Source organism: Streptomyces sp. NPDC002588 (assembly GCF_040295925.1).
Classification (GTDB): Bacteria; Actinomycetota; Actinomycetes; order Streptomycetales; family Streptomycetaceae; genus Streptomyces.
Genome location: NZ_JBEOWF010000007.1, coordinates 164,356 through 189,494, shown reverse-complemented (window position 1 = coordinate 189,494; position 25,139 = coordinate 164,356). Strand labels below are relative to the sequence as shown.

The following is a 25,139-nucleotide window of genomic DNA, read 5'->3' as shown; positions in this document are numbered from 1 at the left end:
GACAGTCCCCTACGGCGGATTCCCGGAAGGCTGCTCATGACCAACGTTCGGCTCCCCCTCCGCGCACTCGTCCCGTTCGCCGCCGGTTCGGTCGGCATGGGCATCTGGGTCACCGTGCCGGGCATCTTCCTGCTGTACTTCCTGACCGACGTCCTGGCCGTGCCGCCGCAGGTGGCCGGCCTCGCACTGCTGCTGCCCAATGTCGCCAATATCGTGCTGCACCCGTGGGTGGGCCGGATCTCCGATGCCGGCCTGGCCCGCGGCGGCCACCGCCGGCAACTGATGTCGGCCGGCTGCGTCGTGGTGCTCGCCTTCGTGGCCATGTTCGCCGTGCCGTCGGACCTGCACGGGCCAACCGCCGCGACATGGGTCTCGGTGGCGCTGGTCGCGGGCAACCTGCTCTACTCGTGCTACCAGGTTTCCTACCTCGCCACACCGGCCGACCTGGGCATCGGCTACCACGAGCGGACCCGCCTCATGGGCTACCGCAATGTCGTGATCACCGTGAGCGTCCTGCTCGCCGGCGTGGCCGCGCCGGTGGTCGCCGGCGACGATCCGGGCGTCGGCGACTACATGAGAATGGCCCTGCTGCTCGGCGCGGTCATGCTTGCGGCGATGCTGGTAGGCATCACCGGCGTCGCCCGCCTCAACCGGGCTGCGCCGGGCACCCCGGCCGAGCCGGGGCACCGAGGCGGGCTGCTGGTGGCGCTGCGCGACCGGCAGTTCCGTGCGCTGACCGCTTCATATCTGACCGTCGCGATCACGATGCACCTGGTACTGGCAGCCATGCCGTACTTCGCCGAGTACGAGCTGGGCCGCTCCGCGCTCACGACCGTGCTCATCGCGGCGCTCATGGCGCCGGCGGTCCTGACCACGCCCCTGTGGGTACTGGTGGCCCGGCGTCTCGGCAAACAGCGCAGCCTGCTCGCCGCCCAGGCCGCGTTCGTGGCCGGCTCGCTGGTGCTGGCCCTGGGCGCCGCGGCCGGCCTGCCCCTGCTGATCGCAGCCGTGGCGATGCTGGGTTTCGCGTTCGCCGCGATGCAACTGATGCCGCTGTCGATGGTGCCCGACGTCATCGCCGCCGCCGGACCGGCCGGTACCGCCAGTGCGGGCAGTTACACCGGTGTGTGGACCGCCGCCGAGGCCACCGGCGGCGCATTGGGGCCGTACGTGTATTCGGCCTGCCTGGCTGCGGGCGGGTTCGTGGCCAGTAACGCGGGCGAGCACACCACGCAGTCTCCCGGCGCGCTGGCGGCCGTTCGCTATGGCTTCACCTTGGTACCGGCCGTGCTCATGACGATCGCCATCGCGCTGCAACGCCGGTACACCTTGGACAAGCGCGCCCACACTGTGGCGCCGCGTGTCGGCGCCCAGGAAAAGGCAGTGGGGTGACGTTTCCCCACGATCTCTTGCGGAGGCGGCGGCGGTTGTAGAAGGTCTCGCAGGGCCCAGAAGCGCGCCGCGCCTGCTTGTCGAGACATGATCCGACGCGCCCGCAACTCTGCCGTGGCCCAAGCTCACTTGTTCGGTGCCGGAACCGGGCCGACGTATTTTCGCTGCCGCGATAGCCGTGGATAACGCAGCCGGGCTCCAGGGGGTTGCCGGCCATGGCGTCGCGGCCGATCAAGTCCGGGGTCGGCTTTGCCATTGCATCCGGCCGGGTCGGCGAACGCCTCTTGCGTCGGGTGACGCCGTGGATGTCAGGCTGCTGTTCGCGGACTTCCTTCCGCAGCCGCCTGAGCTCCTCGCGCTCGGCGGTACCAGCCGCGCGGGGTCTCGGAGCTGATACCGGGTTCCCGGGCGACGGCGGTGACCGTCTTGCCCGCGGAATCGACGAGCGCGATCGCGTCCCGCTTGAACTCCTCGGGGGAAGCTTCACTCAATTTCGCCGACGAGTATTTCGCCGACGCGTTTCCGGCTTTGTGCGAAGGCAGCTTCGCCCTGCTTGACAACAACGGAACTGATGGTGAGGCGACTCCCGGAGGGCGCCCGGATTTCTGTTCAGTGCTCGTCAAGTAGCCGGTTCTACGCTGACCCGCGATCACCACTGAGCACACCGGATACCGAAGGGTATACATCGATGACGACAACTCGCCGGGGACTGCTGGCCGGATCCGCCGCGGTCGTGGTGGGCGCCGCACTCGACGCGCCCGCCGCGCAGGCACACACCGGAAGCGGCAGCGGCAGCGGCCAGAAGCCCACCGTGGTACTCGTGCACGGCGCGTTCGCCGACGCCTCCGGCTGGAACGGGGTCGCCTCCCGGCTCATCCGCGACGGCTATCCGGTCATCGCACCGCCCAACCCACTGCGCGGCGTTGCCTCCGACTCCGCCTACCTGGCCGGCATCCTCGCGACCCTCAGTGGCCCGCTCGTCCTCGTCGCGCACTCCTACGGCGGGATCGTCGTCACGAACGCCGCGACCGGCAACCCGAACGTGAAGGCGCTGGTCTACGTGGCCGCGTTCGTGCCCGACCAGGGTGAGACGCTGCTGGGCCTGCAGACGAAGTACCCGGGAAGCAGGCTCGGCGAGGAGGCGCTGGACTTCCGTCCCTACGGTGAGGGCCTCGTCGACGGCTACATCAAGAAGGAGCTCTTCCACGACGTGTTTGCCGGGGACCTGCCGAAGGCGACCGCCGAGCTGATGTGGGCCGGCCAGCGGCCGGCGGACGTGCGCACCCTCGGGGAGCCGTCCGGCGCCCCGGCCTGGAAGACCATTCCGTCCTGGTACCTCGTGGGCCGCGACGACCAGGTGCTGCCCCCGGCGGCGCAGCGGTTCATGGCGCGCCGGGCCGGCGCGCACACCTTCGAGGCCGACACCTCGCATGTCGCGATGATCGCGCAGCCCGCGGCGACGGCCGCTCTCGTCAAGCGCGCCGCGCGCTGACACCACCAAGCCGACGAAGCCGACGAAGCCGACGAAGCCAGGAGGGGACGGCGATGTTCGAAAGGTGGGGGCGGACGATGGTCGGCCGACGGTGGTGGGTGATCGGCCTGGCCGTGACCTTCCTGGCGTTCGGCGGCATCTGGGGCACGCGGGTCTTCGGCTCGCTGACCACCGGAGGGTTCGACGATCCGGCCGGCCAGAGCTCGCGCGCGGCCGCACGTGCCGAGGCGACGCTGGGCCGGACCGGCAACGACGCGGTGGTCCTGTACACCAGCCCCAGCACGACAGTCGACGACCCGGGGTTCGGGCAAGCCGTCACACAGACGCTCCAAGCGCTTCCCCACGACGTGGTGACCCGGACCGTCACCTACTGGAGCACCGGCAGCCCGGCCCTGGTCAGCCACGACCGGCACGCCACCTACGCGGTGCTGACCCTGGCCGGCGACGACGAGGCGCAGCGCGGCGAGGCACTGGACGAGATCGAGGACGAACTGGCCGCGCCCGGCCTGCGGACCCAGGTCGGCGGCGCCACCACGGTCGACCGCGACATCCGCGAGCGGGTCGCGGCGGACATCGCCTTCGCCGAGACGATCTCCATACCGGTGCTGCTCGTGCTCCTGGTCGTCGTCTTCGGCAGTGTGGCCGCGGCGAGCCTGCCGCTCGCGGTCGGCGCTCTGGCCATCCTCGGAGCGTTCGCAGCGCTGCGCGTGATGACCTACCTGACCGACGTCTCGGTCTTCTCGGTCAACGTGGTGACGATTCTCGGGCTGGGCCTGGCGATCGACTACGGCCTGTTCATGGTCGGGCGGTTCCGGGAGGAGATCGCCCGCGGGCTCGATGTCGAGGACGCCGTCGCCCGCACGATGGCCACCGCCGGTCGTACGGTCGCGGTCTCCGGCGTCACCGTCGCCGTCTCGTTGGCCGGACTGCTGATCTTCCCGATGTCCTTCCTCCGCTCGATGGGCCTCGGCGGTCTGTCCGCGGTCGCGGTGGCGATGGTGGCGGCACTGACCGTGCTGCCCGCCCTGCTCGCCGTCCTCGGCCCCCGGGTCGAGGCACTTTCGGTGCGGCGGCTGTTCCGTCGCCCACCGCCGGCTCTCCCGCAGGACGAGGTCGCGCACGGGTTCTGGTACCGCCTCGCGCACAGCATCATGCGCCGCCCGGTCGTCTACGCGTCCGGGGTGCTCGCGGTCCTGCTGCTGGCCGCCGCGCCGTTCCTGCGGGTCGAGTTCGGCGGTATCGACCCGAGGGTGCTGCCGACGGGCACCGAGAGCCGTGTGGTCTCGGAAACCGTCGACCGGGACTTCGTCCGGAACGGTCAGGCGCCGATCGAGGCGATCGTGACCTCGTCGGGCCGGGCCGGTCTGGAGCGCTACGTCAACATCGTCCGAACTGTCGACGGGGTGTCCGGAGCCGAGGTCACGGGCCGGTCCGGCGATGTCGCCCGGGTCACGATCATGTACTCGGGCGACCCCATATCGCCCGATTCGCGGGATCTCGTGAGCCGGATCCGGGCGGTACCGGCGCCACCGGGTGGTGAGGCGCTGGTGGGGGGCCAGACCGCGCAGCTGGCCGACCAACTCGACGCCGTGGGGCGTCTGTTGCCCTGGATGGCGCTGATCATCAGCGGCGCCGGCTTCGTCCTGCTGTTCTTCGCCTTCGGCTCCGTCGTGCTGCCGGTCAAGGCGATCGTGATGAACGTCCTTTCGCTCGGCGCCTCGTTCGGCGCACTGGTCCTGATCTTCCAGGACGGCCATCTGTCCGGCCTGTTGGACTTCACCTCCACCGGGACGCTGGAGGCGACCCAGCCGATCCTGGTCCTCGCGGTCGTGTTCGGGCTGTCGATGGACTACGAGGTCTTCCTGATGTCCCGGATCCGCGAAGAGTACGACCGGACCGGCGACAACACCGCGGCGGTCGCGGTCGGGCTGCAGCGCAGCGGCCGGATCATCACCAGCGCCGCGCTGCTCATCCTGGTCGTGATCGGGCTGTTCTCCGTCTCCGGAATCACGTTCATCAAGCTGATCGGGGTGGCGATGCTCATCGCCGTCCTGGTGGACGCGACCATCGTCCGGGCGCTGCTGGTACCGGCCACGATGCGCCTGCTCGGAAACGCGAACTGGTGGGCGCCGGCGCTCCTGCGGCGCTTCTACGTCCGCCACGGCCTCCGGGAAGGCGACGACCCGCCCCCCACGCCAGATCTCCGTCCCGAACCGGCCCGTACGCCGTCCAACTGACCCTCCTGCCGAGGACGAGACGAGACCGAGGCGAGACCATGCATCAGCGCGCATACGACAGCCAGTGCACTGCCGAGGAGAAGCGGCACACGACCGCGAAGCCGCCCATCACGAATCCGAACCTGACGTTGTTCGCACTGGCGTTGGGCACCTTCGCGATCGGCGCCGGCGAGTTCGGCAGCAACGGCATCATCCAGCTGTTCGCGTCCGATCTGGATGTGTCCCTTCCGGTCGCGACCTACGCGATCACCGCGTATGCCCTCGGGGTGATGATCGGCTCTCCGGCGATCACCCTGTTCGCCGCCCGGATCAACCGGCGCACTCTGCTGCTCGGCCTGATCGGGCTGTTCCTGGTCGGCAACGGGCTCTCCGCCCTGGCGCCGGACATCACACTGTTCGTCGTCTTCCGGTTCGTCGCGGGCAGCGTGCAGGGTGCGTTCTTCGGCGCCGGGGCGGTCGTCGCCGCGTACGTGTACGGGCCGGGCAAGGGCGGCAAGGCGTTCGCCACCGTGATGGGTGGACTCACCGTCGCCACCATCGCCGGGTCGCCGCTCGGCACCTTCATCGGTCAGCACGCCGGCTGGCGCGTCATGTACGGGACCGTGGCCGCCGTCGGCCTGCTCGCCGGAGCCGCCCTGATGGCCTGGCTGCCGCGCACCGACGACCTGCGCGGCAGCTCCCTCCGCGGCGAGCTGGGCGCCCTCCGGCGGCGGGGCGTCTGGCTGATGGTCACCGTCGCGGCGCTCGGCATCTCCAGCATCTTCGCCGTCTACACGTTCATCGGCCCGTTCGTCACCGACGCGGCACTGCGGGACGCCTCGCTCATCCCGATCGCGCTCGCCGTCTTCGGCCTGGGCATGGCGGTCGGCAACCACATCGGCGGACGTGTCGCAGACCGGTATGAGAACCGCGGTCTGATCTCGGGCTACGGCGGTGCTCTGGCGTTCCTGGTGCTGATCGGTGTGGCAGGCGACAACCTGGTGATTCTGCTGCCCTGCCTGTTCGGCGTCGGCGCGACCATGATGTTCGCCATCCCCACCATCCAGGTCCGGTTGACCGGCTTCGCACCGGACGCCCCGACCCTGATGGGAACGCTCAACCTGGCCGCCCTCAACCTGGCCAACTGTCTCGGCGCGATCGGCGGCGCGGTCGCCCTCGACGCCGGCTGGGGGACCCTGTCCACCGTGTGGGCCGGCTTCGTCCTCACCACCGCGGGTCTGCTCCTGTACGTCACGACCGTCGCCCGGGTGAAGCCTGCGCCCGTTCCGGCTCGCGCCTGAACCGCCCGACTCGACCAGCACTCCAGCAAGAGACCCTTGTGGTCCGGTGTGACGGAGGAATCACGTGAACGACGGTGCGGCACCGCGCGGGCCGGTCCTGGACGACGAACAGTTCCGCCGGCTCGCCGAGTACGGTGAGGCGGAGCACGCCGAACCCGGCCGGGACCTGTACACGTCCGGCGACGACACCTACGACTTCTTCCTGCTCGGGTCGGCGACCGTGGACATCGTCCGGGACGCGACGGCGATCGAGCCGGAGCGTCTGATCTACCGGGGCGGCCCCGGAGACTTCCTCGGCGAGCTCAACCTGCTGACCGGTCAGCACGTCTACCTGACCGCCCGGGTGGTGTCCGCCGGGACTGTCGTCCGGATCCGGGCGGCGATGTTGCGCCGGGCCCTCGCCGAGCAGGTCGACATCGCCGACACGCTGATCGAGGCGTTCAGGGAACGGCGCGAGGTGATCCGCGGGGCGGCAGGCAACGCCCTGGAGCTCGTCGGCCTGTCGTACGCCGCGGAGACACTGGAACTGCGCACCTATGTGGCGCAGATGCTCCTGCCGCATTCCTGGCTCGACGCGACCTCGCACCCCGGACGCTCGCTGATGAGACTGGCGGGGCTCGGCGAGGACGACCTCCCGGCCGCGATGGTCAACGGTTCGCTGCTGCGGCGCGCGACGCCCGGAGCTCTTGCCGAGGTGCTCGGTCTCACCTATCGAGCCGACGGGCGTCCGGTCGATCTCGTCGTGGTGGGCGCCGGCCCGGCGGGCCTGGCCGCCGCCGTGTACGGGGCGTCCGAGGGTCTCGTCACCGTACTGCTGGACCGGGCCGGGCTCGGCGGCCAGGCCGCCAAGAGCGCCCGCATCGAGAACTACCTGGGCTTCCCGCACGGAGTCAGCGGTGAAAGCCTGACCCGTCTGGCGATGGTCCAGGCGCTCAAGTTCGGTGTACGGATCCACTCGCCCTGCGAGGTGGCCGGCCTGGACCTCTCCGAGGAGCGACGGCCGGCCGTCCTGCTGGAGGACGGCACACGCATTCAGTGCCGCGCGGTGATCGCCGCGACCGGGGCGCAGTACCGGCACCTCGACCTGCCGCAATGGACGACTTTCGAGAAGTCCGGTTGCGTCCGGTACGCCGCGACCGAGCTGGACGTCCGAGGCTACGAAGACCAGCCGGTGACGGTCGTCGGCGGCGCCAACTCGGCGGGGCAAGCGGCCCTGTCCCTCGCCGCCCGTGGTGCGACGGTGGATCTGATCGTCCGCGGCGCCGATCTCGGAGCCCGGATGTCGTCCTACCTGACCGACCGGATCCGAGCGCATGCGCGGATCCAGGTCCACACCAGCAGCACGATCCGCGAACTCGGCGGCGACGACACCCTCGCGTCGATCGTGGCCGAGAGGTCCGACGGGCGGCAGGACCGGCTGGCTTGCCGCGCCCTGTTCTGTTTCATCGGCGCCGACCCGGTGTCGGGCTGGCTGGACGGCGTGGCCAAGGACCACAACGGCTTCGTCCTCACGGACAGCCGCCTGCCTGCCGAACCGCTCGGTACGGCCCTGCCGTTCCAGACCAGCGCACCCCGGGTCTTCGCGGTCGGCGACCTCCGTGCGGGCTCGACGAAAAGAGTGGCCACCGCCGTCGGCGATGGCGCCGGCGCAGTCTCCTCCGTCCACGAGGCACTCGCCGGCGACTGACACGTCCCTCGGCCGCCGCCGGGGATTTCACCTCTGTCGATACCCAAGAGCCGAGTCGGCAACTGGACGGACACCTCGTACCGGGCGCCTGCCACCGTTGCCGCCAAAGGTCATCTCTGAGCGTCCGTCTCACGTAAGCCGGGGAACGGGGAGACCTGGCGGGTTCGTTGCGCCTGCCAGAAGGTGGGGAGTGGCATTCGATTCTCCCCGGGTTCTCCCCGGATTCTCCCCAGAGGCTCCCCAGAGCCGGTCGGGGCCCCGCTTTGGGGAGGTGCGAGAGTGAACAGCGGAAACTTCGCGTGGGCGAGGGCTCGACCTCTAGAGCCAGTCCCGTCGCTTGAAAATCACGTACAAACTGGCGCATACAACCCCCATCAAGCCGATCGCGAAGGGGTATCCGAACCCCCAGTGCAGCTCGGGCATGTGGGAGAAGTTCATGCCGTAGATGGTGCCGACGAGTGTGGGAGCAAACAGAATCGCGGCCCAGCTGGAGATCTTCTTGATCTCCTCGTTCTGCTCGAACCCCGCCTCCGCCAACGCCCGCATCTCCGCGTTCTGCTGCTGGCTGACCAGCGTCGCGTTCACGGTGAGGATCTCGGTCAGGGCCTGGCGGAAGCCGTCGACGCGTTCGCTGGTGTGGGTGACGTGGTCGGCGACGTCGCGCAGATAGCGCTGGAGTTCGTCGTCGGTGCCGTACTTGGAGAAACCGGCCATCAGACCGTGCAGCATGCCGACCAGAGGGCGGGTGGCGCGCTGGAACTCGACCATCTCGCGGGAGAGTTCGTAGATACGGCGGGAGACCGCGGGATCGCCGCGGAAGACCTCCGTCTCGATCTCGTCGATGTCGTTCTGGACGCCGGCGACGACCGGCAGGTAGCCGTCGACGACCGCGTCCAGTATCGCGTAGAGGACCGCTTCCGGGCCGAGCGCCAACAGTTCCGGGGTCTCCTCCATACGGCGCCGCACCGCCGACAGATCGGGCGCGGCGCCGTGGCGGACCGTGATGACGAAGTCGGGGCCGACGAACACGTGCAGCTCGCCGAAGTCGATCTCCTCGGGGGCGTCGAGATAGCGCGCGGCGCGCAGGACGACGAAGAGGGTCTCGCCGTAGCGCTCCAGCTTGGGCCGCTGATGCGCCTCCTTCGCGTCCTCGACGGCGAGCGGGTGGAGGTCGAACTCGGCGGCGAGGGAGTGCAGTTCGGCCTCGGTCGGGCGGGCGAGCCCGATCCACGCCATGCCGGCCGGCCGCTCCCGCAGCGCCCGGTAGGTCTCCGCGAGCGTGTCGGGGGCGTAGACGCGGACGCCGTCGCGGTACAGCACGGCCTGGACGACACTCGCGACCTCGGCCGTCTTCGGGGGATCCCCGGGAGTCCCCGGCGGGTGCGACCCGTCCGGATCCGGCGGAGGCGGCAGGGCGCGGCGCCAGACGGACTTCCGGGTGCTGCGGCGATCGGGCATCGTGGCTGCCTCTCGGTCGCGTCGGTGGAGCCTACGTCCGCATGATCACGGGGCAGGATATACCGGGCATACGACGTCCCGGGGCTGCCCCCTCCCCGGGGCGCTAGCTTGCGGTACATGACGAAGACGACGACGCCCGCGGCCGGCCCCGTGCTCTCCGACCGGGCCCTGGGCCGCGCCACCCTCGACCGGCAGTTGCTCCTGCGGCCCGCCGCGCTGTCGGCGAAGGCGGCGGTGGAGCATCTGGTGGGTTTGCAGGCGCAGAACGTCAACCCGCCCTACTGCGCGCTCGCCGCCCGCCTCGACCGCTTCGTCCCCGAGGAACTGTCGACGCTGATGGCGGACCGCGAGGTCGTCCGGATCGTCACCATGCGGTCCACGATCCACACCCACACCGCCGACGACTGCCTCACCCTGCGGCCGTTCGTCCAGCCCGCCCGGGACCGCGAGCTGACCGGCTTCCGCACGGGACTCGCCGGCGTCGACCTCGACCGGCTCGCCGCCCTCGCCCGGGACCTCGTGCAGGCCGAGCCGCGCACCATGAAGCAGCTGCGCGAGGCACTCTCCGCCGAGTGGCCGGACGCCGATCCGCAGTCCCTCGCCGTCGCCGCCCGCTGCAGGCTGCCGCTCGTCCAGGTCACGCCGCGCGGGCTGTGGGGGAGGAGCGGGCAGGTCGCCCTCACCACCGCCGAGCACTGGCTCGGCCGGCCCGCCGGACCCGCCCCCGCCCCGGACGACGTCGTGCTGCGCTACCTCGCCGCGTTCGGTCCGGCCTCCGTCAAGGACATGCAGACCTGGGCCGGACTCACCCGGCTGCGCCCGGCCTTCGAGCGCCTGCGCCCCCGTCTGCTCACCTTCCGCGACGAGCGGGGAGCCGAACTCTTCGACCTGCCCGGCGCCCCGCGCCCCGACCCCGCCGCCCCGGCCCCGCCCCGCTTCCTCCCCGAGTTCGACAACCTGCTTCTCTCCCACGCCGACCGCACCCGGGTCGTGCCCGCGGAGTACCGGGGCCGCAGCCGGCAGGGCAACCAGGCCCACCGCACCCTCCTCGTCGACGGGTTCCTGGCGGGGGTGTGGAAGCTGACGGAGGACGCGCTCGTCGTCGAGCCGTTCGGCCGGCTGACCGGGACGCAGCGGGAGGAGGTGACGGGGGAGGGGGAGCGGATGCTGCGGGCGCTGTGTCCGGCGGCGGCGTACGACATCCGGTTCGGGACCGTCGTAGGGCGGTGAACAGGTCACGGACACGGGGAGTGCGCATGGAGAGGGGGCGCTGCGGGCCGCTCGTGGAGGCTCGCAGCGCCCCCTGGTCTTTCACCTGAGGGGTGCTCAGGAAAACTGCTCGGTCACGAGTTGACCTGAGTGGTCACCAGGCTGGAGAAGGTGGTCAGCCGGGTGTACACACCCGGGTAACCGGCCTCCGCGCAGCCCTCGCCCCAAGAAGTGATCCCTGCCAGGACGCCCCCGATGAGCAGGGGACCGCCGCTGTCGCCCTGGCAGGTGTCTACGCCACCGGATGTGTATCCGGCGCAAACCATGTCGGTCGCGACGAAGTCGGAACCGTAGGAGCTCTTGCAGCTGGAGTCGGACACGATCGGCACGGTCGCGGTCCGCAGCTGGTTGGAGGAGCTGCCGTTCTCCGAGGTGGTCCCCCAGCCGAGGATGCGGGCCGTGGTGCCGGCCGCGTACACGCTGGTCTGGGACGAGGAGACGTACGACGCCGTGGTGTACGGCATCGAGGTCGAAAGGGTCAGGACGGCCACGTCGTCGCCGTTGGTGGCGTCCGTGTAGTCCGGGTTGATCCAGATCTTGCTCACTCGGCTGACCGTGCCGTTCGTACCGTTCAGGTACGTCCGGCCGCCGACGACCCGCACGCTGCTGGTGGTCTCGCCGACCATGCAGTGCGCGGCCGTGACCACCTTGGTCGCAGAGACGAGGGTGCCGCCGCAGAACTGGTTCTGCGAGGCGTCCGTGATCTGCATCATGAACGGGTAGGTGGTCGTGGTCGTGGTGGTTCCGCCGACGATCGGCTGGGGGGCTGCGACAGCGGTGGGGGCGCTGAGCAGTGCGGTCGCCGCGGCAGCCGCGGTGGCCGCGACGACGGCTGCGGCCTTCTTGGCGCGGTTGAGCCCGAACATGCGTCTCCTCGTGGGGGATTGCCGGTGGGGGTCGCGCGGGTGTGGGGGTTTTGCACGGGGGCCGCGGGACCGACCCCCGTGTGCCCGGGCGAGCGGCACAGCCCAAACGCTAGGGGCCTCGGCCCCCTCCTCCCAATGAGGGAACCCCCTAGGGGCGTCGGGGCAGGGAAAACCCTCGGTCAACCCGAGTGGGGTCCCCGGTCAACCCGCGTACGGCAGTTAACCCCCGTGCGCGTCACTTCGCGTGGCGCCCCGCCGCCAGCCGGACGATGTCCACCCGGGAGCGGATCCCCAGCTTGCGGTAGACCCGGGTCAGGGTCGCCTCGACCGTCTTGACGCTGATGAACAGCCGCGCGGCGATCTCCCGGTTGGTCGCGCCCTCCATGACCAGCGCGGCGACCTGACGCTCCATCGCCGCGAGGCCGTCGAGGGCGTCGGCCGCGGGCGTCCGCGGGGGTGCGGCGACCTGCTCGGCCGCGCCCTGCGCGGCCGCCTCCTCCACCTGGCGCAGCCAGGGCAGCGCCCGGCACCGCCGGAACAGCCGCGCCGCCTCCTCGTACGAGGTCGGACCGGGCCGCCCGGTGCGCAGCCGGGCGAGCGCGAACGCGGCCCTGGCCTCTTCCAGCCCGTAGCCCAGTTTGGCGAGCCGGTCCTGAACGGACGTCAGCCGGGCGAGGGCCGCCTCGTGGTCGCCGCGTGCCGCCCGGACGAGGGCCTCCGCCCGGTCCAGTACGGCGAGCACGCTCTCCCGGCCGAGCCGCAGCGCGTGCTCGCGGGCCTGGTCTATGACGTCCTGCGCCTCGCCGGGTTCGTCCATCCGGACCAGTGCCTCGGCGAGGTCGCCGTGCCAGCGGCCGCGCGCCGGGTCGGTGATGCGCAGACCCGCCTCCAGTTCCCGCACCCGGCGCAGCGAGCCGACCGCGCCCGCCGCGTCCCCTGCCACCAACTGGGCGTGGCCCAGCGCGGCCAGCGCGCGCGAGAGGTACATGTGGTCGCCGTCCTCCTCGGCGCGCACCGCCGCCTCCCGGGCCAGGGCCAGCGCCCGGTCCAGGTCGCCGCCGGAGGCCTCGGCGAGGGAGGCGAGCATCGCGGACGCACCGAGGCCGATGCCGGAGTCGCGGGCGAGCCGCAGGCTCTCGCGGGACAGGTCCAGGGCGCGCCCGCAGTGTCCGGAGCGCAGTTCGGTCTCGGCCAGGAAGCGCTGGAAGTGCACCTCGCTCTCGACCATGCCCCGCCTGCGGACCTCGCGCAGCAGCGCGGTGATGGTCGTACGGGCCTCGGCCAGCTGGTCGCTCATCAGCAGCCAGCGGAACCGGGCCGCGCCGACGCCGTTGTGATGGCACGCCACATACGGGTCCTGAGGCTCCTTCAGGGCCCGCTTGATGGTCGCGGGCGCGTTCGGATGGCCCATCAGGGTCTCGGTGGAGGACTGGAAGGACAGCGCCATCAGCTCGGTGCGCCGGTCGCCGCCGCGCGCGGCGAGCTCCGCCGCGTGCGCGGCCTCCTGGCGGGCCTCGGAGAAGTCGCCCTCGACGATCAGCTTGCGCCAGGCGAGGTGGTAGTGGACGAGGGCGAGCAGCCGCGGGTCGTCGCCGGCGTCGGCGAGGGCCTGCGGGAAGACGGCGTCGACGTCGCCGAGGGCCTGTCCGGCGGCCTCGATGACCACCTCCCAGGCGCGGATCCGGTCGGCGGGCACGGTGGCCCGGGTCAGCACCTCGCGTGCGATGTCCCGGGCGAGGTCCACCTCACCGGCGATGATCGCGTCCTCGGCGGCCTGGAGACGGTGCTCGTCCGGGGCGGGGGCGCCGTCCGGCGGGGCGTGCCGGGCGGCGAGCAGCCCCAGCGAGGCGGCGACCGACGGGGCACCGCGGTCGCGGGCGAGGGCGGCGGCCTCGGCGAGCCGGGCGGCCACCTCCGGGTCGGTGCCGGTGGTGGCCAGGGCGAGGTTGCGGGCCCGCTCGATCGGGTCGGAGGCGGCGGTGGACAGCGCGGCGTGCGCGGCCCGGCGCTCCTGCGCGGGCGCCTCCGCGTACAGCGCCGCCGAGATCAGCGGGTGCGCGAAGCGTACGGCGGGGCCCTCGGGTTCGGTCGCCAGCAGGCCGAGCTCGGCGGCCCGGGCGGTCTCGGCCTCGGCGTTCTCCCGGCCGGCCGCGTGCAGCAGGGCCAGCGTGGGGCGGGCGCCCGCGCTGGCCACCAGCAGGGTGCGGCGGGCCTCGGCGGAGAGCATGTCGAGGCGGCTGAGCACCAGGGCGCGCAGCGAGGTCGGCACCGGCAGCGGTTCGCCGGGGCGCGGCGGGGCCGGGTTCTCGCCGAGGGCGCGGCCGATCTCGAGGGCGAACAGCGGGTTGCCGCCGCTGGTGCGGTGGATCTCGCGGACCGTGGAGCGGGGCAGGTCGGTGTAGCCGCGGTGGTCGAGCAGGGCGGAGACCTGGGCGCGGGAGAGCGGGTTCAGCCGGACGGCGAGGGTGTCGGGTGGGGACGCGCGTAGATGGCGGTCATACTCCTGGCCCTCCGTCCGTACCGCGCACAGCAGCTGGACGGGGGTGTCGCCGAGGCGTCGGGCGGCGAAGCCGAGGAGTTCGGCACTGGCCGAATCCAGCCACTGCATGTCGTCGGCGACGAGCAGGACGGGGCCGGCGGTGGCGAGGGCGCGCAGGGCGGACAGCACGGCGAGGCGCAGGGCGAGGCCGTCGCGTTGCAGGGTCGATTCGCCGCGGCCGGTGAGCGCCGACTCCAGGGCCGTGCGCTGGGCCGTCGGCAGCTTGTCCGAGATCTCGTCCACGACCAGACCGAAGAGGTCGGCCAGGGCCAGGAAGGGGAGGTGGGATTCGGACTCGGTCGCGGAGCAGCGCAACACGGTGTGCGCCGCGTCGCCGTAATCCGCGGCCAATGCCCGCAGCACGGTCGACTTTCCTATTCCGGCGGGGCCGTGCAGCAGCACGCTGCCGCCGCGCGTCAACTGGTCACGGGCGGAGCCGAACAGCTCCTCCCTGCCGATGACCAGGTCGGGGCGGCCTCTGGCAGGCTCTTTGATGTCCCGTCGCACGGTCACCGCTCCCCTCCGAGTGTCGTGTCCGGGCCAAATTCTAGGCAATGTCGCTTTGAATTTCGGAGGGACGGCGTGGTGAGGGATATAACAACGTGACGCATAGGGAAATTCACTGCGGCGGCGGGTGAATGGATAGTGGTCGTCGCGGTTCCTTCCTGGCTTGATCCGAGCGGTCCGTCCGCCCCGCGCGCGGGGCGTGGGAGCACTCTTCCACGGCCGTGTTACCGACAGGAACAGTCTCGCGCCGGCTCACGGAAGTCACGGCCTCCCCGGCCAGGCAGGCCGGCACGCCCAGTTCACGCGGGGCGGGCGTGACCCGCGGCTCGCCGTGGCCCGGTGTCAGATCCCGCAGGCGTCCGGCAGTTCCGCGCGCGGGGCCGCGTGCGCCTCACCGGGACCGCCGGCACCGGGCGCAGGCCCTCCTCGGCGACAGCCGCGTCGTCCTCGTGGCTGATCTGCCGGGACAGGGAGTGGTCGCTCACCGCGCACGGGCCGCCCGACCGCCTTTGCCGCCGAGGCCGTTGCCGGAGGGCACCGCGAGGCCCTGCGGCGCGAGCGTGGCCGCGCCGCCGAACTCGCCGATCCGCATCCGTGTCCGCCCCGCCCAGGTCTGCCGCCACGTCCTCGCCCTTTCCGAGTGACCGGGGAGTGTCCTGGTGCCGCACACTCCGTTCAGGGGTAGTGAGACCTGCATCACGGATTACACGATGTCGGAGAGCCGCCCGGCAATGGTCCGGCACCGCGGGAGTGAGCCGGAGGGGCGCGCCGATGCCGAGCGTGCGAGCACGGACGGGATCCCGGCACCGGCCGGGGGCGCCCCGCAGGCGATCGACCGAAGAGCGAGGAGGACACAGATGACGACGGCGACGGCGACGGAGCTGTTCCGCAGGGCACGGGACTTCCTGCTGGCACATCGCGAGGACTACGCGGCCGCCTACGAGGGCTTCCGGTGGCCCCGCCCGCGGCAGTTCAACTGGGCCCTCGACTGGTTCGACGTCATCGCGGACGGCAACGACCGCACCGCGCTGCACATCGTGGAGGAGGACGGCTCCGAGACCCGGCTGACCTTCGCCGAGCTCTCCGACCGCTCCGACCGGGTCGCGAACCGGCTGCGCGAGCGCGGGGTCGCCGCCGAGGACCGCATCCTCGTCATGCTCGGCAACCAGGCCGAACTGTGGGAGACCGCCCTCGCCGCGATGAAGCTGCGCGCCGTCGTCATCCCCGCCACCCCGCTCCTCGGCGCCGCCGACCTGCGCGACCGCGTGGAGCGCGGCCGGGTGCGGCACGTCCTGGTGCGGGCCGAGGACACCGGCAAGTTCGACGAGGTGCCCGGGGACTACACCCGCACCGCCGTCGGCGGCGCCCCCGAGGGCTGGCAGCCGTACGAGGACGCGTACGACGCCCCCGCCGGCTTCACCCCCGACGGACCCACCCACGCCGACGACCCCCTGATGCTGTACTTCACCTCCGGCACCACCGCCCGCCCCAAACTGGTCGAGCACACCCACACCTCGTACCCGATCGGCCATCTGGCGACGATGTACTGGATCGGTCTGAAGCCGGGCGACGTGCACCTCAACATCTCCTCGCCCGGCTGGGCGAAGCACGCCTGGTCCAACCTCTTCGCGCCCTGGAACGCCGAGGCGACCGTCTTCATCCACAACTACACGCGCTTCGACGCGGGCCGGCTGATGGCGGAGATGGACCGGGCCGGCGTCACCACCTTCTGCGCCCCGCCCACCGTCTGGCGGATGCTGATCCAGGCCGACCTCACCCAGCTGCGCACCCCGCCGAGGGAGATCGTCGCGGCCGGTGAGCCGCTGAACCCCGAGGTGATCGAGCAGGTCCGCCGCGCCTGGGGGGTGACCGTCCGGGACGGCTTCGGGCAGACCGAGACCGCCGTCCAGGTCTCCAACAGCCCCGGCCAGGAACTCAAGACCGGCTCCATGGGCCGCCCGAGCCCCGGCTACCGCGTCGAACTCCTCGATCCGGTCTCGGGCGCGCCCGGCGCGGACGAGGGCGAGATCGCGCTCGACCTCGCGGACCGGCCGGTGGGCCTGATGACCGGCTACCACGGCGACGCCGACCGCACGGCGGAGGCGATGGCCGGCGGCTACTACCGCACCGGCGACATCGGCGCCCGCGACGCGGACGGCTACATCACCTACGTCGGGCGCGCCGACGACGTCTTCAAGGCCTCCGACTACAAGATCAGCCCGTTCGAGCTGGAGAGCGCGCTGCTGGAGCACGAGGCGGTGGCCGAGGCGGCCGTCGTGCCCGCTCCCGACGCGCTGCGCCTCGCCGTGCCCAAGGCCTACGTCGTGCTCGCCGAGGGCTGGCAGCCGGGCCCCGACACCGCGAAGGTGCTGTTCGAGCACTCCCGGGAGGTCCTCGCGCCCTACAAGCGCGTCCGCCGCCTGGAGTTCGCGCCGCTGCCCAAGACCGTCAGCGGCAAGATCCGCCGGATCGAGCTGCGGGAGGCGACGGCGGCGGGTTCGGCGGACGAGTACCGCGAGGAGGACTTCCGGTGAACTCGTACACGCACGGCGTCGGCGGCGCCCCGCTCCTCGGCGACACCATCGGCGCGAACCTGGACCGGGCGGTGGCCGCCTGGCCGGACCGCGACGCGCTCGTCGACGTACCGTCCGGCCGGCGCTGGACGTACGCCGCGTTCGGCGCGGACGTCGACCGGCTGGCCTCCGCGCTGCTGGCCTCCGGCGTCGCCAAGGGCGACCGGGTGGGCATCTGGGCCGTCAACTGCGCCGAGTGGGTGCTCGTCCAGTACGCCACCGCCCGTGTCGGCGCGGTCATGGTGAACATCAACCCGGCCTACCGCACTCACGAGGTCGAGTACGTCCTCCGCCAGGCCGGAGTCCGGCTGCTCTTCGCCTCGCTCGGCCACAAGAGCAGTGACTACCGGGCGATGATCGACCAAGTGCGGCCCGGCTGCGCCGAGTTGCACGAGGTGGTGTACTTCGGCGACCCGAGCTGGGAGGCCCTGCTCGCCCGGGCCGCCCCGGACGCCTCCTTCCCCGAGCTCTCCTGCGACGACCCCATCAACATCCAGTACACCTCGGGCACCACCGGCTTCCCCAAGGGAGCCACCCTCTCCCACCACAACATCCTCAACAACGGTTACTTCGTGGGCGAGATGATCGCCTACAGCGAGCAGGACCGGATCTGCATCCCGGTGCCCTTCTACCACTGTTTCGGGATGGTGATGGGGAATCTGGCGGCCACTTCACACGGCGCCTGCATGGTGATCCCGGCCCCCTCCTTCGACCCGAAGGCCACCCTGGAGGCGGTCCGCCGGGAGCGGTGCACGTCCCTGTACGGCGTCCCGACCATGTTCATCGCGGAGCTCGGACTCCCCGACTTCGCGACGTACGACCTGTCCTCCCTGCGCACCGGCATCATGGCGGGCTCACCCTGCCCGGTGGAGGTGATGAAGCGGGTGGTCGCCGAGATGAACATGGCGGAGGTGTCCATCTGTTACGGCATGACGGAGACCTCGCCCGTCTCCACCCAGACCCGCCGCGACGACGACCTGGAACACCGCACGGCCACGGTCGGCCGAGTCCTGCCGCACATCGAGGTGAAGGTCGTCGACCCCGCGACCGGGGTCACGCAACCCCGCGGCAGCGCGGGCGAGTTGTGCACCCGCGGCTACAGCGTGATGCTCGGCTACTGGAACGAGCCCGAGAAGACCGCCGAGGCGATCGACCCGGGGCGCTGGATGCACACCGGTGACCTCGCGATGATGCGCGAGGACGGCTACGTGGAGATCGTCGGCCGCATCAAGGACATGATCATCCGGGGTGGGGAGAACATCTACCCGCGCGAGATCGAGGAGTTCCTCCACGGCCACCCGAAGATCAGGGACGTCCAGGTGGTCGGAGTGCCGCACGAGATGTACGGCGAGGAGGTGCTCGCCTGTGTGATCCCGCGGGACGCGGCCGATCCGCCGACGCTTGAGGAACTGCGCGGCCACTGCGAGGGCCGGCTCGCGCACTACAAGATCCCCAGCCGGATCCGGGTGCTGGAGGAGTTCCCGATGACGGTGTCCGGGAAGGTGCGCAAGATCGAGCTGCGGGAGACCTACGGCGCCTGAGCCGTGACGCCGTCGCCTCAGGCGCCCTGGGCGTCCAGGGCGGCGGCCTGCGTGTTCACGGGCTGCGGGGTGCCCGTGAGGTCCAGCACGAACAGCGGGACGCGCAGCCGCTCGGCCCCGGCCCTCGCCTCCTCGGCGTACCCGGACAGGGAGAAGTACACGCAGTCCGCGGACTGTGTCATCGCCGTCAGCCACAGGCACTCCACGTCCCGCAGCGAGGCCGGGCTCACCCTCGGGTCCACCTGCGCCAGCAGTCCGCGGGCGGCGAGACCGATCCCGGCGGTGGGCCGCTGGTCGGCCCGCCGGACGTCGCCGTAGCCGAGCCAGCGCAGATAGAGCGCGGCGGCCGTGACGGCGTCGAGAGCGGTGCGTATGGCCACGGACCGGAAGACGGGCCGACGGGGTGTGGTCAGCGGTGCCTCGGTCACCGGGATCCTCAGGGCAGTCCCGCAGGGGCAGCCCAGTTCCGGGCGCGGCCACTGGCCGCGGCGGCCGCAGGCCCCGCAGCGCAGGGTGATCCACTCCTCGTCCCACGCGCGGTGGGCGACCGCCGTGGGCGCCGCCCGCCGGTCGAGCACCGGCGTGACGAGGGCGCCGCACGCGCACGGATAGGACGGCGCTGTGAAGGCACGTTCGGTCCGGCAGGCCGGACAGCGCACCGGCACGCTCTCGGACATGACCCCCATCGTCCTCCTTCGGAACCCTCTTGTCCGTCTCTTGACGACCTTGGCGCACCCACTTGCGCGGCGGGCGCCGCGTTCGTCGATCAGGGCACTCGGGGTCCGGTGATCGACTGATTCAGTACGAGCTCCCGCAGGAGGCCCCTGCGCCGCACGAGAAGCCGCCCCCGGTTCCGCCGCCGCCACCGCGAGGTGCACGGCGGTGGAAGGCCTTGTCGTCCGTCACCTCCGCGCGGGGGACGAGCCCCGCCCGCATCGCGAACCGCGGCACGAGGAGGCTCAGCGCAGCCTCGCCGTGGAGGGCGACCGCCATGACGGCGGCGTCCGCCGCGACCCCCTTCCTGCTCTCCGGGAGGGGGTGCTCGGCGCGCAGGGCCGCGAGTGTCCGCCGGCCGGCGCGGCTTCGGCGCGGCGGAAGGACGCGCAGGAGCCGCGCCGACCGCAGGGCTTTCACCAGGTCGGCGAGGGCCGCGCGCACGGCGGGCCGGGTCGACAGCTCAGGCAGGCCGACGGGCTGGACGAGTGCCTCGCGCACCGCCTCGGCCAGCGGTGGAAGGGGAGGCGGGGCCTGGCCGGCAGCCTCGGAGGCCTCCGAGGTCCGCAGTCTGCCGGGCCGGCCCGCCTCCACGACGCCCCGCAGATGCAGATCGACGACGGCCGCGGTGACGGCGGCCCGTGGGCCGCCGCGCAGCAGCGCGACCTCGTACGGCTGAAGCAGGACCGGACTGTCGACGCTCATGGTGACCCCCTGCGGCGGGGCCCGCCGCCCCCGTGCCGACGGGTCCCGCCTGACCACAATGTGCCCCGCCCCAGGGCCGGTCGAAGCCTCTGGAACCATGTTCAGAGGTTGATTTGAGGTTGTCGTACCCGGCCTACGGCACCTGCGGTCCGTGGGGCTCCGTCAGTCCCGGCCAGTCGTCCGGGCCGCCGCCCTGCCACTCGATGAGGTCGTCCACCTCCACCTCGATCCGGTCCAGGTCGGCCAGGCGCAGGATCTCGACCACGTCGTCGAGGTGCGAGGCGACCCCGAGGACGGTGTCGCCCGAGGTCACCCGGCGGGAACCGTCCAGGGCGGGTGCGTGGACGACGATGTGCGGGTACGGCGTCGGATTGCCCATGTCTTCAGGATGCGTGGTGGCGTCCGGCGGCGCGAGGCCGGGCGCGAGGGCGTTCGCGCCGCCGCACGGGGTCCTTCGCCGTCCTCGACCAAGGGCTCGGCGAAAGCCGTACAGGGCGTTAGGTTGAGGGCGTGCGATTGAAAGTGGAGTTCACCACCGAGCCCTTCGACCTCGACGAGGCACCCCCGCACGCGCTGGCCGCGCGTGAGGTGATCGAGGCCGCGGACCTGGACGCGGTGGACGTCGGGCCGTTCGGCAACACCGTGGAGGGTGGTGCCGAGACCGTGCTCGCCGCCGTGGACACCCTGTTGCGCAAGTCGCTCGGCGCGGGCGCCACCCGGATCTCGCTCCAGGTCAACGTCCTCGGGGAGGGCGAGTGACCGGGGCCGGTGACGAGCCCTTCATCGCGGCCGTGAAACCGCTGGTCGACGCGATGGGCGGGGAGATGGTCCCGCCCGACGAGGCCGGACCTGACGACGTGGTCCTCGCCTGGGAGGGCGCCGACGTCGTCGCCGTGCGGCTGCCCCAGCTCGCCGACTCCCTCGATCACATCCTCGCTGCCATGGAGCGCAAGAAGGGCAGGCCCCTCGCCGACCTGGACCGCAAGGCCAAGCAGGAGGTCGTGCGGACGCTGGAGGCGCGGGGCGCGTTCTCCGTCCGGCACGGCGTGGAGACCGTCGCGAGTGCCCTCGGGGTCAGTCGCTTCACCGTCTACAACTACCTCAACCGCGAGAAAGAGGCCTGATCGCAGGTCTGCGGACGCACGAGGGCTCGTAACCCGGAATTTTCAACAAAGTGTTGACGTGGTGTCGTGGGGAGGCGTTAGCTGACCCCGTGACTTCGACTTCCACGCCCCCGGGCCTGGCTCGGTTCAACGCGCTCGAGGAGTCCGCGGCCCGTGCCGTCCTCCTCGACGCGTGCGCCTCCACGGCGTGGGCGGACCGGCTGCTCGCGGCCCGCCCCTACGCCACCGCCGACGGGTTGTACGCCGCGAGCGACTCCGCCACGGCCGGGCTGACCGCGGCCGACCTGGCCGAGGCGATGGCCGGGCATCCGCCGATCGGCCGCCCCGAGCCGGGTGATCCCGCCTCGGCCCGCGAGCAGCGCGGCATGGCGGACGCCTCCGCGGAGCTCAGGGCGGAGATGCTCGAACTCAACCTGGCCTACCAGGAGAAGTTCGGCCATGTCTTCCTGATCTGCGCCACCGGCCGCACCGGCGAGCAGATGCGCGACGCGGTGAAGGAGCGACTCGGCAACGCGCCGGAGCAGGAACGTGAGATCGTCCGCACCGAGCTGGGCAAGATCAACCGTATCCGTCTGGCCCGACTCGCCGAAGAGGACTGACGAAGCATGAGCACCGGCACCACCGCCTCCGTGTCCACGCACATCCTGGACACCAGCGTCGGCCGCCCCGCCCGGGGCGTCGCCGTCCGGCTCTCCGTCCGTGCGGTCCGTGACGCCGCATGGCAGGCGCTCGGCGGCTCCGCGACCGACGCGGACGGCCGGTGCAGGGACCTCCCGGCCCTGCCGGAAGGGACCACCCAGGTACGGCTCGACTTCGCCGTGGAGCCGTATCTCGCCGAACGGGACAGCGGTGCCGTGTTCTTCCCGGAGGTCGTCATCACCTTCGCGGTGGAACCCGGCGAGCACTACCACGTACCGCTGCTGCTCAACCCGTTCGGCTACTCCGTATACCGAGGGAGCTAGCTCCATGCCCATCCTGGGACAGAACCAGTACGGCAAGGCCGAGAACCGGGTCGTGAAGATCACGCGGGACGGCGCCACCCACCACATCAAGGACCTCAACGTGTCAGTGTCGCTGAGCGGCGACATGGACGAGGTCCACTACTCCGGCTCCAACGCCAACGTGCTGCCGACCGACACCACCAAGAACACGGTGTACGCGTTCGCCAAGGAACACGGCATCGAGTCCGCCGAGCAGTTCGGCATCCACCTCGCCCGGCACTTCGTGACCTCGCAGGAGCCGATCCACCGGGCCCGGATCCGCATCGAGGAGTACGCCTGGGAGCGCATCGACACCCCGGAGAGCCGGCACTCCTTCGTCCGTCAGGGGCAGGAGACGCGTTGCACCCAGATCACCTTCGACGGCTCGTCGTGGGAGGTCGTCTCCGGGCTGAAGGACCTGGTGGTCATGAACACCACCGACTCCGAGTTCTGGGGCTACGTCAAGGACAGGTACACGACGCTTCCCGAGGCACGCGACCGCATCCTCGCCACCGAGGTCTCCGCCCGCTGGCGCTTCGGCTGGTCCGACGACGCCAAGGAGACGCCCGACTGGGACGACTCCTACGCGCAGACGAGGAAGCACCTGCTCCAGGCGTTCGCCGAGACGTACTCGCTCTCCCTCCAGCAGACGCTGTACGCGATGGGCTCGCGGATCATCGACCGCCGCGAGGAGATCGACGAGACCCGCTTCTCCCTCCCGAACAAGCACCACTTCCTGGTGGATCTGGCCCCGTTCGGGCTCGAGAACGACACCCCCGACGGAGCTGTGTACTTCGCGGCCGACCGCCCGTACGGCCTGATCGAGGCCACCGTCCTGCGGGACGGCTGCGAGGCGAAGATCCCGGCGGACCTCACCCACCTCTGAAGGACGGACCATGGCAGCAGCCCAGCGCGTCGTCATCGAGAACTGTTCGATCGCCACCGTCGACGCCGACGACACCGAGTACGCGGCCGGACATGTCGTCCTGGCCGGCAACCGCATCGAGGCGGTGGGTGCGGGCCCGGCCCCGGCGGACCTGGACGACGTCGTCCGGCGGATCGACGCCACCGGCCATCTGGTCACCCCGGGCCTGGTCAACACCCACCACCACTTCTACCAGTGGATCACCCGGGGCCTGGCAACCGACCACAACCTCTTCGACTGGCTGGTCGCGCTGTACCCGATGTGGGCGCGCATCGACGAGGAGATGGTCCGCGCCGCCGCCGAGGGGTCGCTGGCGATGATGGCCCGCGGTGGTGTCACCACCGCCATGGACCACCACTACGTCTTCCCGGAGGGCTCCGGCGACCTCTCCGCCGCGATCATCGGCGCCGCCCGCGACATGGGTGTCCGCTTCACCCTCGCCCGCGGCTCCATGGACCGCAGCGAGAAGGACGGCGGTCTGCCTCCGGACTTCGCGGTCGAGACCCTCGAAGGCGCCCTCGCCGCCACCGAGGAGACCGTACGACGGCATCACGACACGTCCTTCGACGCGATGACCCGGATCGCCGTCGCCCCCTGCTCGCCCTTCTCGGTCTCCACCGAACTCCTGCGTGAGGGCGCGGAGCTGGCCCGCCGCCTCGGTGTGCGCCTGCACACCCACGGATCGGAGACGGTCGAGGAGGAGAAGTTCTGCCACGAGTTGTTCGGCATGGGCCCGACCGACTATTTCGAGTCCACCGGCTGGCTCGGCGACGACGTGTGGATGGCGCACTGCGTCCACATGAACGACTCCGACATCGCCGCCTTCGCGCGGACGAAGACCGGCGTGGCCCACTGCCCGTCCTCCAACGCCCGCCTGGCCGCGGGGATCGCGCGGGTCCCGGACATGCTCGCCGCCGGCGTCCCGGTCGGTCTCGGGGTCGACGGTACGGCGTCCAACGAGTCCGGCGAACTCCACACCGAACTGCGCAACGCCCTGCTCGTCAACCGCCTCGGCGCCCACCGCGAGGCCGCCCTGAACGCCCGTCAGGCCCTGCGGCTCGGCACCTTCGGCGGCGCGCAGGTCCTGGGCCGGGCCCGGGAGATCGGCTCCCTGGAGCCCGGCAAGCTCGCCGACCTGGTGCTGTGGCGGCTGGACACCCTCGCCCACGCCTCGATCGCCGACCCGGTCACGGCACTGGTCTTCGGTGCACCGGCCCCGGTCACCGCCTCGTTCGTGAACGGCCGTCAGATCGTCGAGAACGGCCGCCTGCTGACCGCCGACGAGGACGCCGTCGCCCGCTCGACGAGAGAGCAGGCCCAGCGCCTCGCACGGATCGTGGCCGCAGGCTGAGCGGACGTACCGGGAACGGGCGCGGGATCACCGTGAGGCGTTCGGGCAGGCCGTGACCCGAGTGGTGACTACAGCCCGAACAGACCGGGATCCGACGCCAGTTCCTTGAACCAGCCCTGCGGGTTCTTCACCATCCGGCGTTCCTTCAGGTCCAACAGCCCGCCGACGGCGACGATTTCGGCCGCCACCGTGCCGTCCGTCCTGCGGATGGTCTGGTGGATCCGGAACGTCTTGCCCTCGCCCCACTCGAAGGCGCACGTCACGTCGATCTCGTCACCGGCGAGGAGCTCCCGCTGGTAGCGGATGGTCGTCTCCAGGGCGACCGGACCCACCCCTCTTCCGTTCAGACCGGCCTGGCTGATGCCCGCGGCCTGCAGCAGGGACCAGCGGGCGTGCTCCGCGTAGTTGATGTACACGCTCTGGTTGACGTGCCCCTGCACGTCCGTCTCGTACCCGCGGACGGTGATCCGGACGGAAAACGGCTCGGTCACTGCTTCCC

General features: G+C 71.4%; 22 protein-coding genes and 1 pseudogene. 14 read left to right on the top strand and 9 right to left on the bottom strand.

The annotated features are described in order from the left end of the window. Positions 1-36 precede the first annotated feature (36 nt). Entirely contained in the window at positions 37-1,392 is a 1,356-nt protein-coding gene (locus ABT057_RS10330) for an MFS transporter (RefSeq protein WP_352342062.1), read from the top strand. Positions 1,393-1,700: 308 nt separating this feature from the next. On the opposite strand, the gene ABT057_RS10325 is transcribed toward ABT057_RS10330, so the two are convergent. Beyond that, complete coding sequence (locus ABT057_RS10325) at positions 1,701-2,078, bottom strand: transposase (protein WP_352342061.1); 378 nt, start codon at positions 2,076-2,078, stop codon at positions 1,701-1,703. A gap of 2 nt (positions 2,079-2,080) precedes the next feature. Between ABT057_RS10325 and ABT057_RS10320 the strand changes: the two genes are divergently transcribed. The 4 genes from ABT057_RS10320 to ABT057_RS10305 all read left to right on the top strand — a co-directional run bounded on the left by ABT057_RS10320 (position 2,081) and on the right by ABT057_RS10305 (position 8,088). Next, positions 2,081-2,884, top strand: coding sequence for an alpha/beta fold hydrolase (locus ABT057_RS10320; RefSeq protein ID WP_352342060.1), 804 nt, complete (start codon positions 2,081-2,083; stop codon positions 2,882-2,884). A gap of 53 nt (positions 2,885-2,937) precedes the next feature. Continuing rightward, positions 2,938-5,121, top strand: coding sequence for an MMPL family transporter (locus ABT057_RS10315; protein WP_352342059.1), 2,184 nt, complete (start codon positions 2,938-2,940; stop codon positions 5,119-5,121). A 38-nt stretch (positions 5,122-5,159) separates the two neighbouring features. Continuing rightward, positions 5,160-6,401 (top strand): MFS transporter, encoded by a 1,242-nt coding sequence (locus ABT057_RS10310; RefSeq protein ID WP_352342057.1) that lies wholly within the window; start codon positions 5,160-5,162, stop codon positions 6,399-6,401. Between the two features lie 64 nt (positions 6,402-6,465). Then, positions 6,466-8,088 carry an FAD-dependent oxidoreductase gene (locus ABT057_RS10305; protein WP_352342056.1) on the top strand — a complete coding sequence of 541 codons (1,623 nt, stop codon included), beginning with the start codon at positions 6,466-6,468 and terminating at the stop codon, positions 8,086-8,088. 318 nt (positions 8,089-8,406) lie between these two features. On the opposite strand, the gene ABT057_RS10300 is transcribed toward ABT057_RS10305, so the two are convergent. Then, the gene (locus tag ABT057_RS10300; protein WP_352342055.1) at positions 8,407-9,546 is read right to left on the bottom strand and encodes a magnesium and cobalt transport protein CorA; all 1,140 of its coding nucleotides are present in this window, start codon (positions 9,544-9,546) and stop codon (positions 8,407-8,409) included. 117 nt (positions 9,547-9,663) lie between these two features. Between ABT057_RS10300 and ABT057_RS10295 the strand changes: the two genes are divergently transcribed. Further along, a complete protein-coding gene (locus ABT057_RS10295) occupies positions 9,664-10,776 on the top strand; it encodes a winged helix DNA-binding domain-containing protein (protein WP_352342054.1) in 1,113 nt (370 codons plus the stop codon). A 113-nt stretch (positions 10,777-10,889) separates the two neighbouring features. On the opposite strand, the gene ABT057_RS10290 is transcribed toward ABT057_RS10295, so the two are convergent. The 3 genes and pseudogenes from ABT057_RS10290 to ABT057_RS10280 form a co-directional block, all read right to left on the bottom strand. Beyond that, the gene (locus tag ABT057_RS10290) at positions 10,890-11,681 is read right to left on the bottom strand and encodes a S1 family peptidase (RefSeq protein ID WP_352342053.1); all 792 of its coding nucleotides are present in this window, start codon (positions 11,679-11,681) and stop codon (positions 10,890-10,892) included. A gap of 235 nt (positions 11,682-11,916) precedes the next feature. Further along, positions 11,917-14,733: an ATP-binding protein gene (locus tag ABT057_RS10285; protein WP_352342052.1), complete on the bottom strand. Its 2,817-nt coding sequence runs from the start codon at positions 14,731-14,733 to the stop codon at positions 11,917-11,919. 374 nt (positions 14,734-15,107) lie between these two features. Then, a pseudogene (locus ABT057_RS10280) lies at positions 15,108-15,331 on the bottom strand (helix-turn-helix transcriptional regulator); the annotation flags it as partial. A 253-nt stretch (positions 15,332-15,584) separates the two neighbouring features. On the opposite strand from ABT057_RS10280, the gene ABT057_RS10275 reads away from it, so the two are divergent. Both ABT057_RS10275 and ABT057_RS10270 read left to right on the top strand, forming a co-directional pair. Next, positions 15,585-17,261, top strand: coding sequence for an AMP-binding protein (locus ABT057_RS10275; protein ID WP_352342050.1), 1,677 nt, complete (start codon positions 15,585-15,587; stop codon positions 17,259-17,261). Continuing rightward, a complete protein-coding gene (locus tag ABT057_RS10270) occupies positions 17,258-18,841 on the top strand; it encodes an AMP-binding protein (RefSeq protein ID WP_352342048.1) in 1,584 nt (527 codons plus the stop codon). The genes ABT057_RS10275 and ABT057_RS10270 overlap by 4 nt, the downstream gene beginning before the upstream one ends. A 17-nt stretch (positions 18,842-18,858) precedes the next feature. On the opposite strand, the gene ABT057_RS10265 is transcribed toward ABT057_RS10270, so the two are convergent. The 3 genes from ABT057_RS10265 to ABT057_RS10255 all read right to left on the bottom strand — a co-directional run bounded on the left by ABT057_RS10265 (position 18,859) and on the right by ABT057_RS10255 (position 20,639). Then, positions 18,859-19,518 carry a hypothetical protein gene (locus ABT057_RS10265; protein WP_352342047.1) on the bottom strand — a complete coding sequence of 220 codons (660 nt, stop codon included), beginning with the start codon at positions 19,516-19,518 and terminating at the stop codon, positions 18,859-18,861. Positions 19,519-19,639: 121 nt separating this feature from the next. Beyond that, positions 19,640-20,359, bottom strand: coding sequence for a TIGR04222 domain-containing membrane protein (locus ABT057_RS10260; RefSeq protein WP_352342045.1), 720 nt, complete (start codon positions 20,357-20,359; stop codon positions 19,640-19,642). Between the two features lie 34 nt (positions 20,360-20,393). Continuing rightward, on the bottom strand, positions 20,394-20,639 hold the full coding sequence (locus ABT057_RS10255) for a hypothetical protein (protein WP_352342044.1): 246 nt from the start codon (positions 20,637-20,639) through the stop codon (positions 20,394-20,396). Positions 20,640-20,770: 131 nt separating this feature from the next. Between ABT057_RS10255 and ABT057_RS10250 the strand changes: the two genes are divergently transcribed. The 6 genes from ABT057_RS10250 (at position 20,771) to ABT057_RS10225 (ending at position 24,640) form a co-directional block, all read left to right on the top strand. Next, on the top strand, positions 20,771-21,019 hold the full coding sequence (locus tag ABT057_RS10250) for a YkoF family thiamine-binding protein (protein ID WP_352342042.1): 249 nt from the start codon (positions 20,771-20,773) through the stop codon (positions 21,017-21,019). Then, a complete protein-coding gene (locus tag ABT057_RS10245) occupies positions 21,016-21,384 on the top strand; it encodes a helix-turn-helix domain-containing protein (protein ID WP_352342041.1) in 369 nt (122 codons plus the stop codon). The genes ABT057_RS10250 and ABT057_RS10245 overlap by 4 nt, the downstream gene beginning before the upstream one ends. An 89-nt stretch (positions 21,385-21,473) precedes the next feature. Beyond that, positions 21,474-21,983: a 2-oxo-4-hydroxy-4-carboxy-5-ureidoimidazoline decarboxylase gene (gene uraD, locus ABT057_RS10240; protein WP_352342039.1), complete on the top strand. Its 510-nt coding sequence runs from the start codon at positions 21,474-21,476 to the stop codon at positions 21,981-21,983. Between the two features lie 6 nt (positions 21,984-21,989). Continuing rightward, positions 21,990-22,346 (top strand): hydroxyisourate hydrolase, encoded by a 357-nt coding sequence (gene uraH, locus ABT057_RS10235; RefSeq protein ID WP_352342037.1) that lies wholly within the window; start codon positions 21,990-21,992, stop codon positions 22,344-22,346. 4 nt (positions 22,347-22,350) lie between these two features. After that, positions 22,351-23,250, top strand: coding sequence for a factor-independent urate hydroxylase (gene pucL, locus ABT057_RS10230; RefSeq protein ID WP_352342036.1), 900 nt, complete (start codon positions 22,351-22,353; stop codon positions 23,248-23,250). A gap of 10 nt (positions 23,251-23,260) precedes the next feature. Next, the gene (locus ABT057_RS10225; RefSeq protein ID WP_352342035.1) at positions 23,261-24,640 is read left to right on the top strand and encodes an 8-oxoguanine deaminase; all 1,380 of its coding nucleotides are present in this window, start codon (positions 23,261-23,263) and stop codon (positions 24,638-24,640) included. Between the two features lie 68 nt (positions 24,641-24,708). Here ABT057_RS10225 and ABT057_RS10220 read toward each other — a convergent pair whose 3' ends face one another. After that, positions 24,709-25,131 (bottom strand): acyl-CoA thioesterase, encoded by a 423-nt coding sequence (locus ABT057_RS10220; protein WP_352342034.1) that lies wholly within the window; start codon positions 25,129-25,131, stop codon positions 24,709-24,711. Positions 25,132-25,139: the final 8 nt, after the last annotated feature.

Coding starts and splice junctions, on each gene's coding strand:
- ABT057_RS10330 (WP_352342062.1), top strand. CDS start 37: ATGACCAACGTTCGGCTCCCCCTCCGCGCACTCGTCCCGTTCGCCGCC.
- ABT057_RS10325 (WP_352342061.1), bottom strand. CDS start 2,078: ATGTATACCCTTCGGTATCCGGTGTGCTCAGTGGTGATCGCGGGTCAG.
- ABT057_RS10320 (WP_352342060.1), top strand. CDS start 2,081: ATGACGACAACTCGCCGGGGACTGCTGGCCGGATCCGCCGCGGTCGTG.
- ABT057_RS10315 (WP_352342059.1), top strand. CDS start 2,938: ATGTTCGAAAGGTGGGGGCGGACGATGGTCGGCCGACGGTGGTGGGTG.
- ABT057_RS10310 (WP_352342057.1), top strand. CDS start 5,160: ATGCATCAGCGCGCATACGACAGCCAGTGCACTGCCGAGGAGAAGCGG.
- ABT057_RS10300 (WP_352342055.1), bottom strand. CDS start 9,546: ATGCCCGATCGCCGCAGCACCCGGAAGTCCGTCTGGCGCCGCGCCCTG.
- ABT057_RS10295 (WP_352342054.1), top strand. CDS start 9,664: ATGACGAAGACGACGACGCCCGCGGCCGGCCCCGTGCTCTCCGACCGG.
- ABT057_RS10290 (WP_352342053.1), bottom strand. CDS start 11,681: ATGTTCGGGCTCAACCGCGCCAAGAAGGCCGCAGCCGTCGTCGCGGCC.
- ABT057_RS10275 (WP_352342050.1), top strand. CDS start 15,585: ATGACGACGGCGACGGCGACGGAGCTGTTCCGCAGGGCACGGGACTTC.
- ABT057_RS10265 (WP_352342047.1), bottom strand. CDS start 19,518: ATGTCCGAGAGCGTGCCGGTGCGCTGTCCGGCCTGCCGGACCGAACGT.
- ABT057_RS10260 (WP_352342045.1), bottom strand. CDS start 20,359: ATGGTTCCAGAGGCTTCGACCGGCCCTGGGGCGGGGCACATTGTGGTC.
- ABT057_RS10255 (WP_352342044.1), bottom strand. CDS start 20,639: ATGGGCAATCCGACGCCGTACCCGCACATCGTCGTCCACGCACCCGCC.
- uraH (WP_352342037.1), top strand. CDS start 21,990: ATGAGCACCGGCACCACCGCCTCCGTGTCCACGCACATCCTGGACACC.
- pucL (WP_352342036.1), top strand. CDS start 22,351: ATGCCCATCCTGGGACAGAACCAGTACGGCAAGGCCGAGAACCGGGTC.
- ABT057_RS10225 (WP_352342035.1), top strand. CDS start 23,261: ATGGCAGCAGCCCAGCGCGTCGTCATCGAGAACTGTTCGATCGCCACC.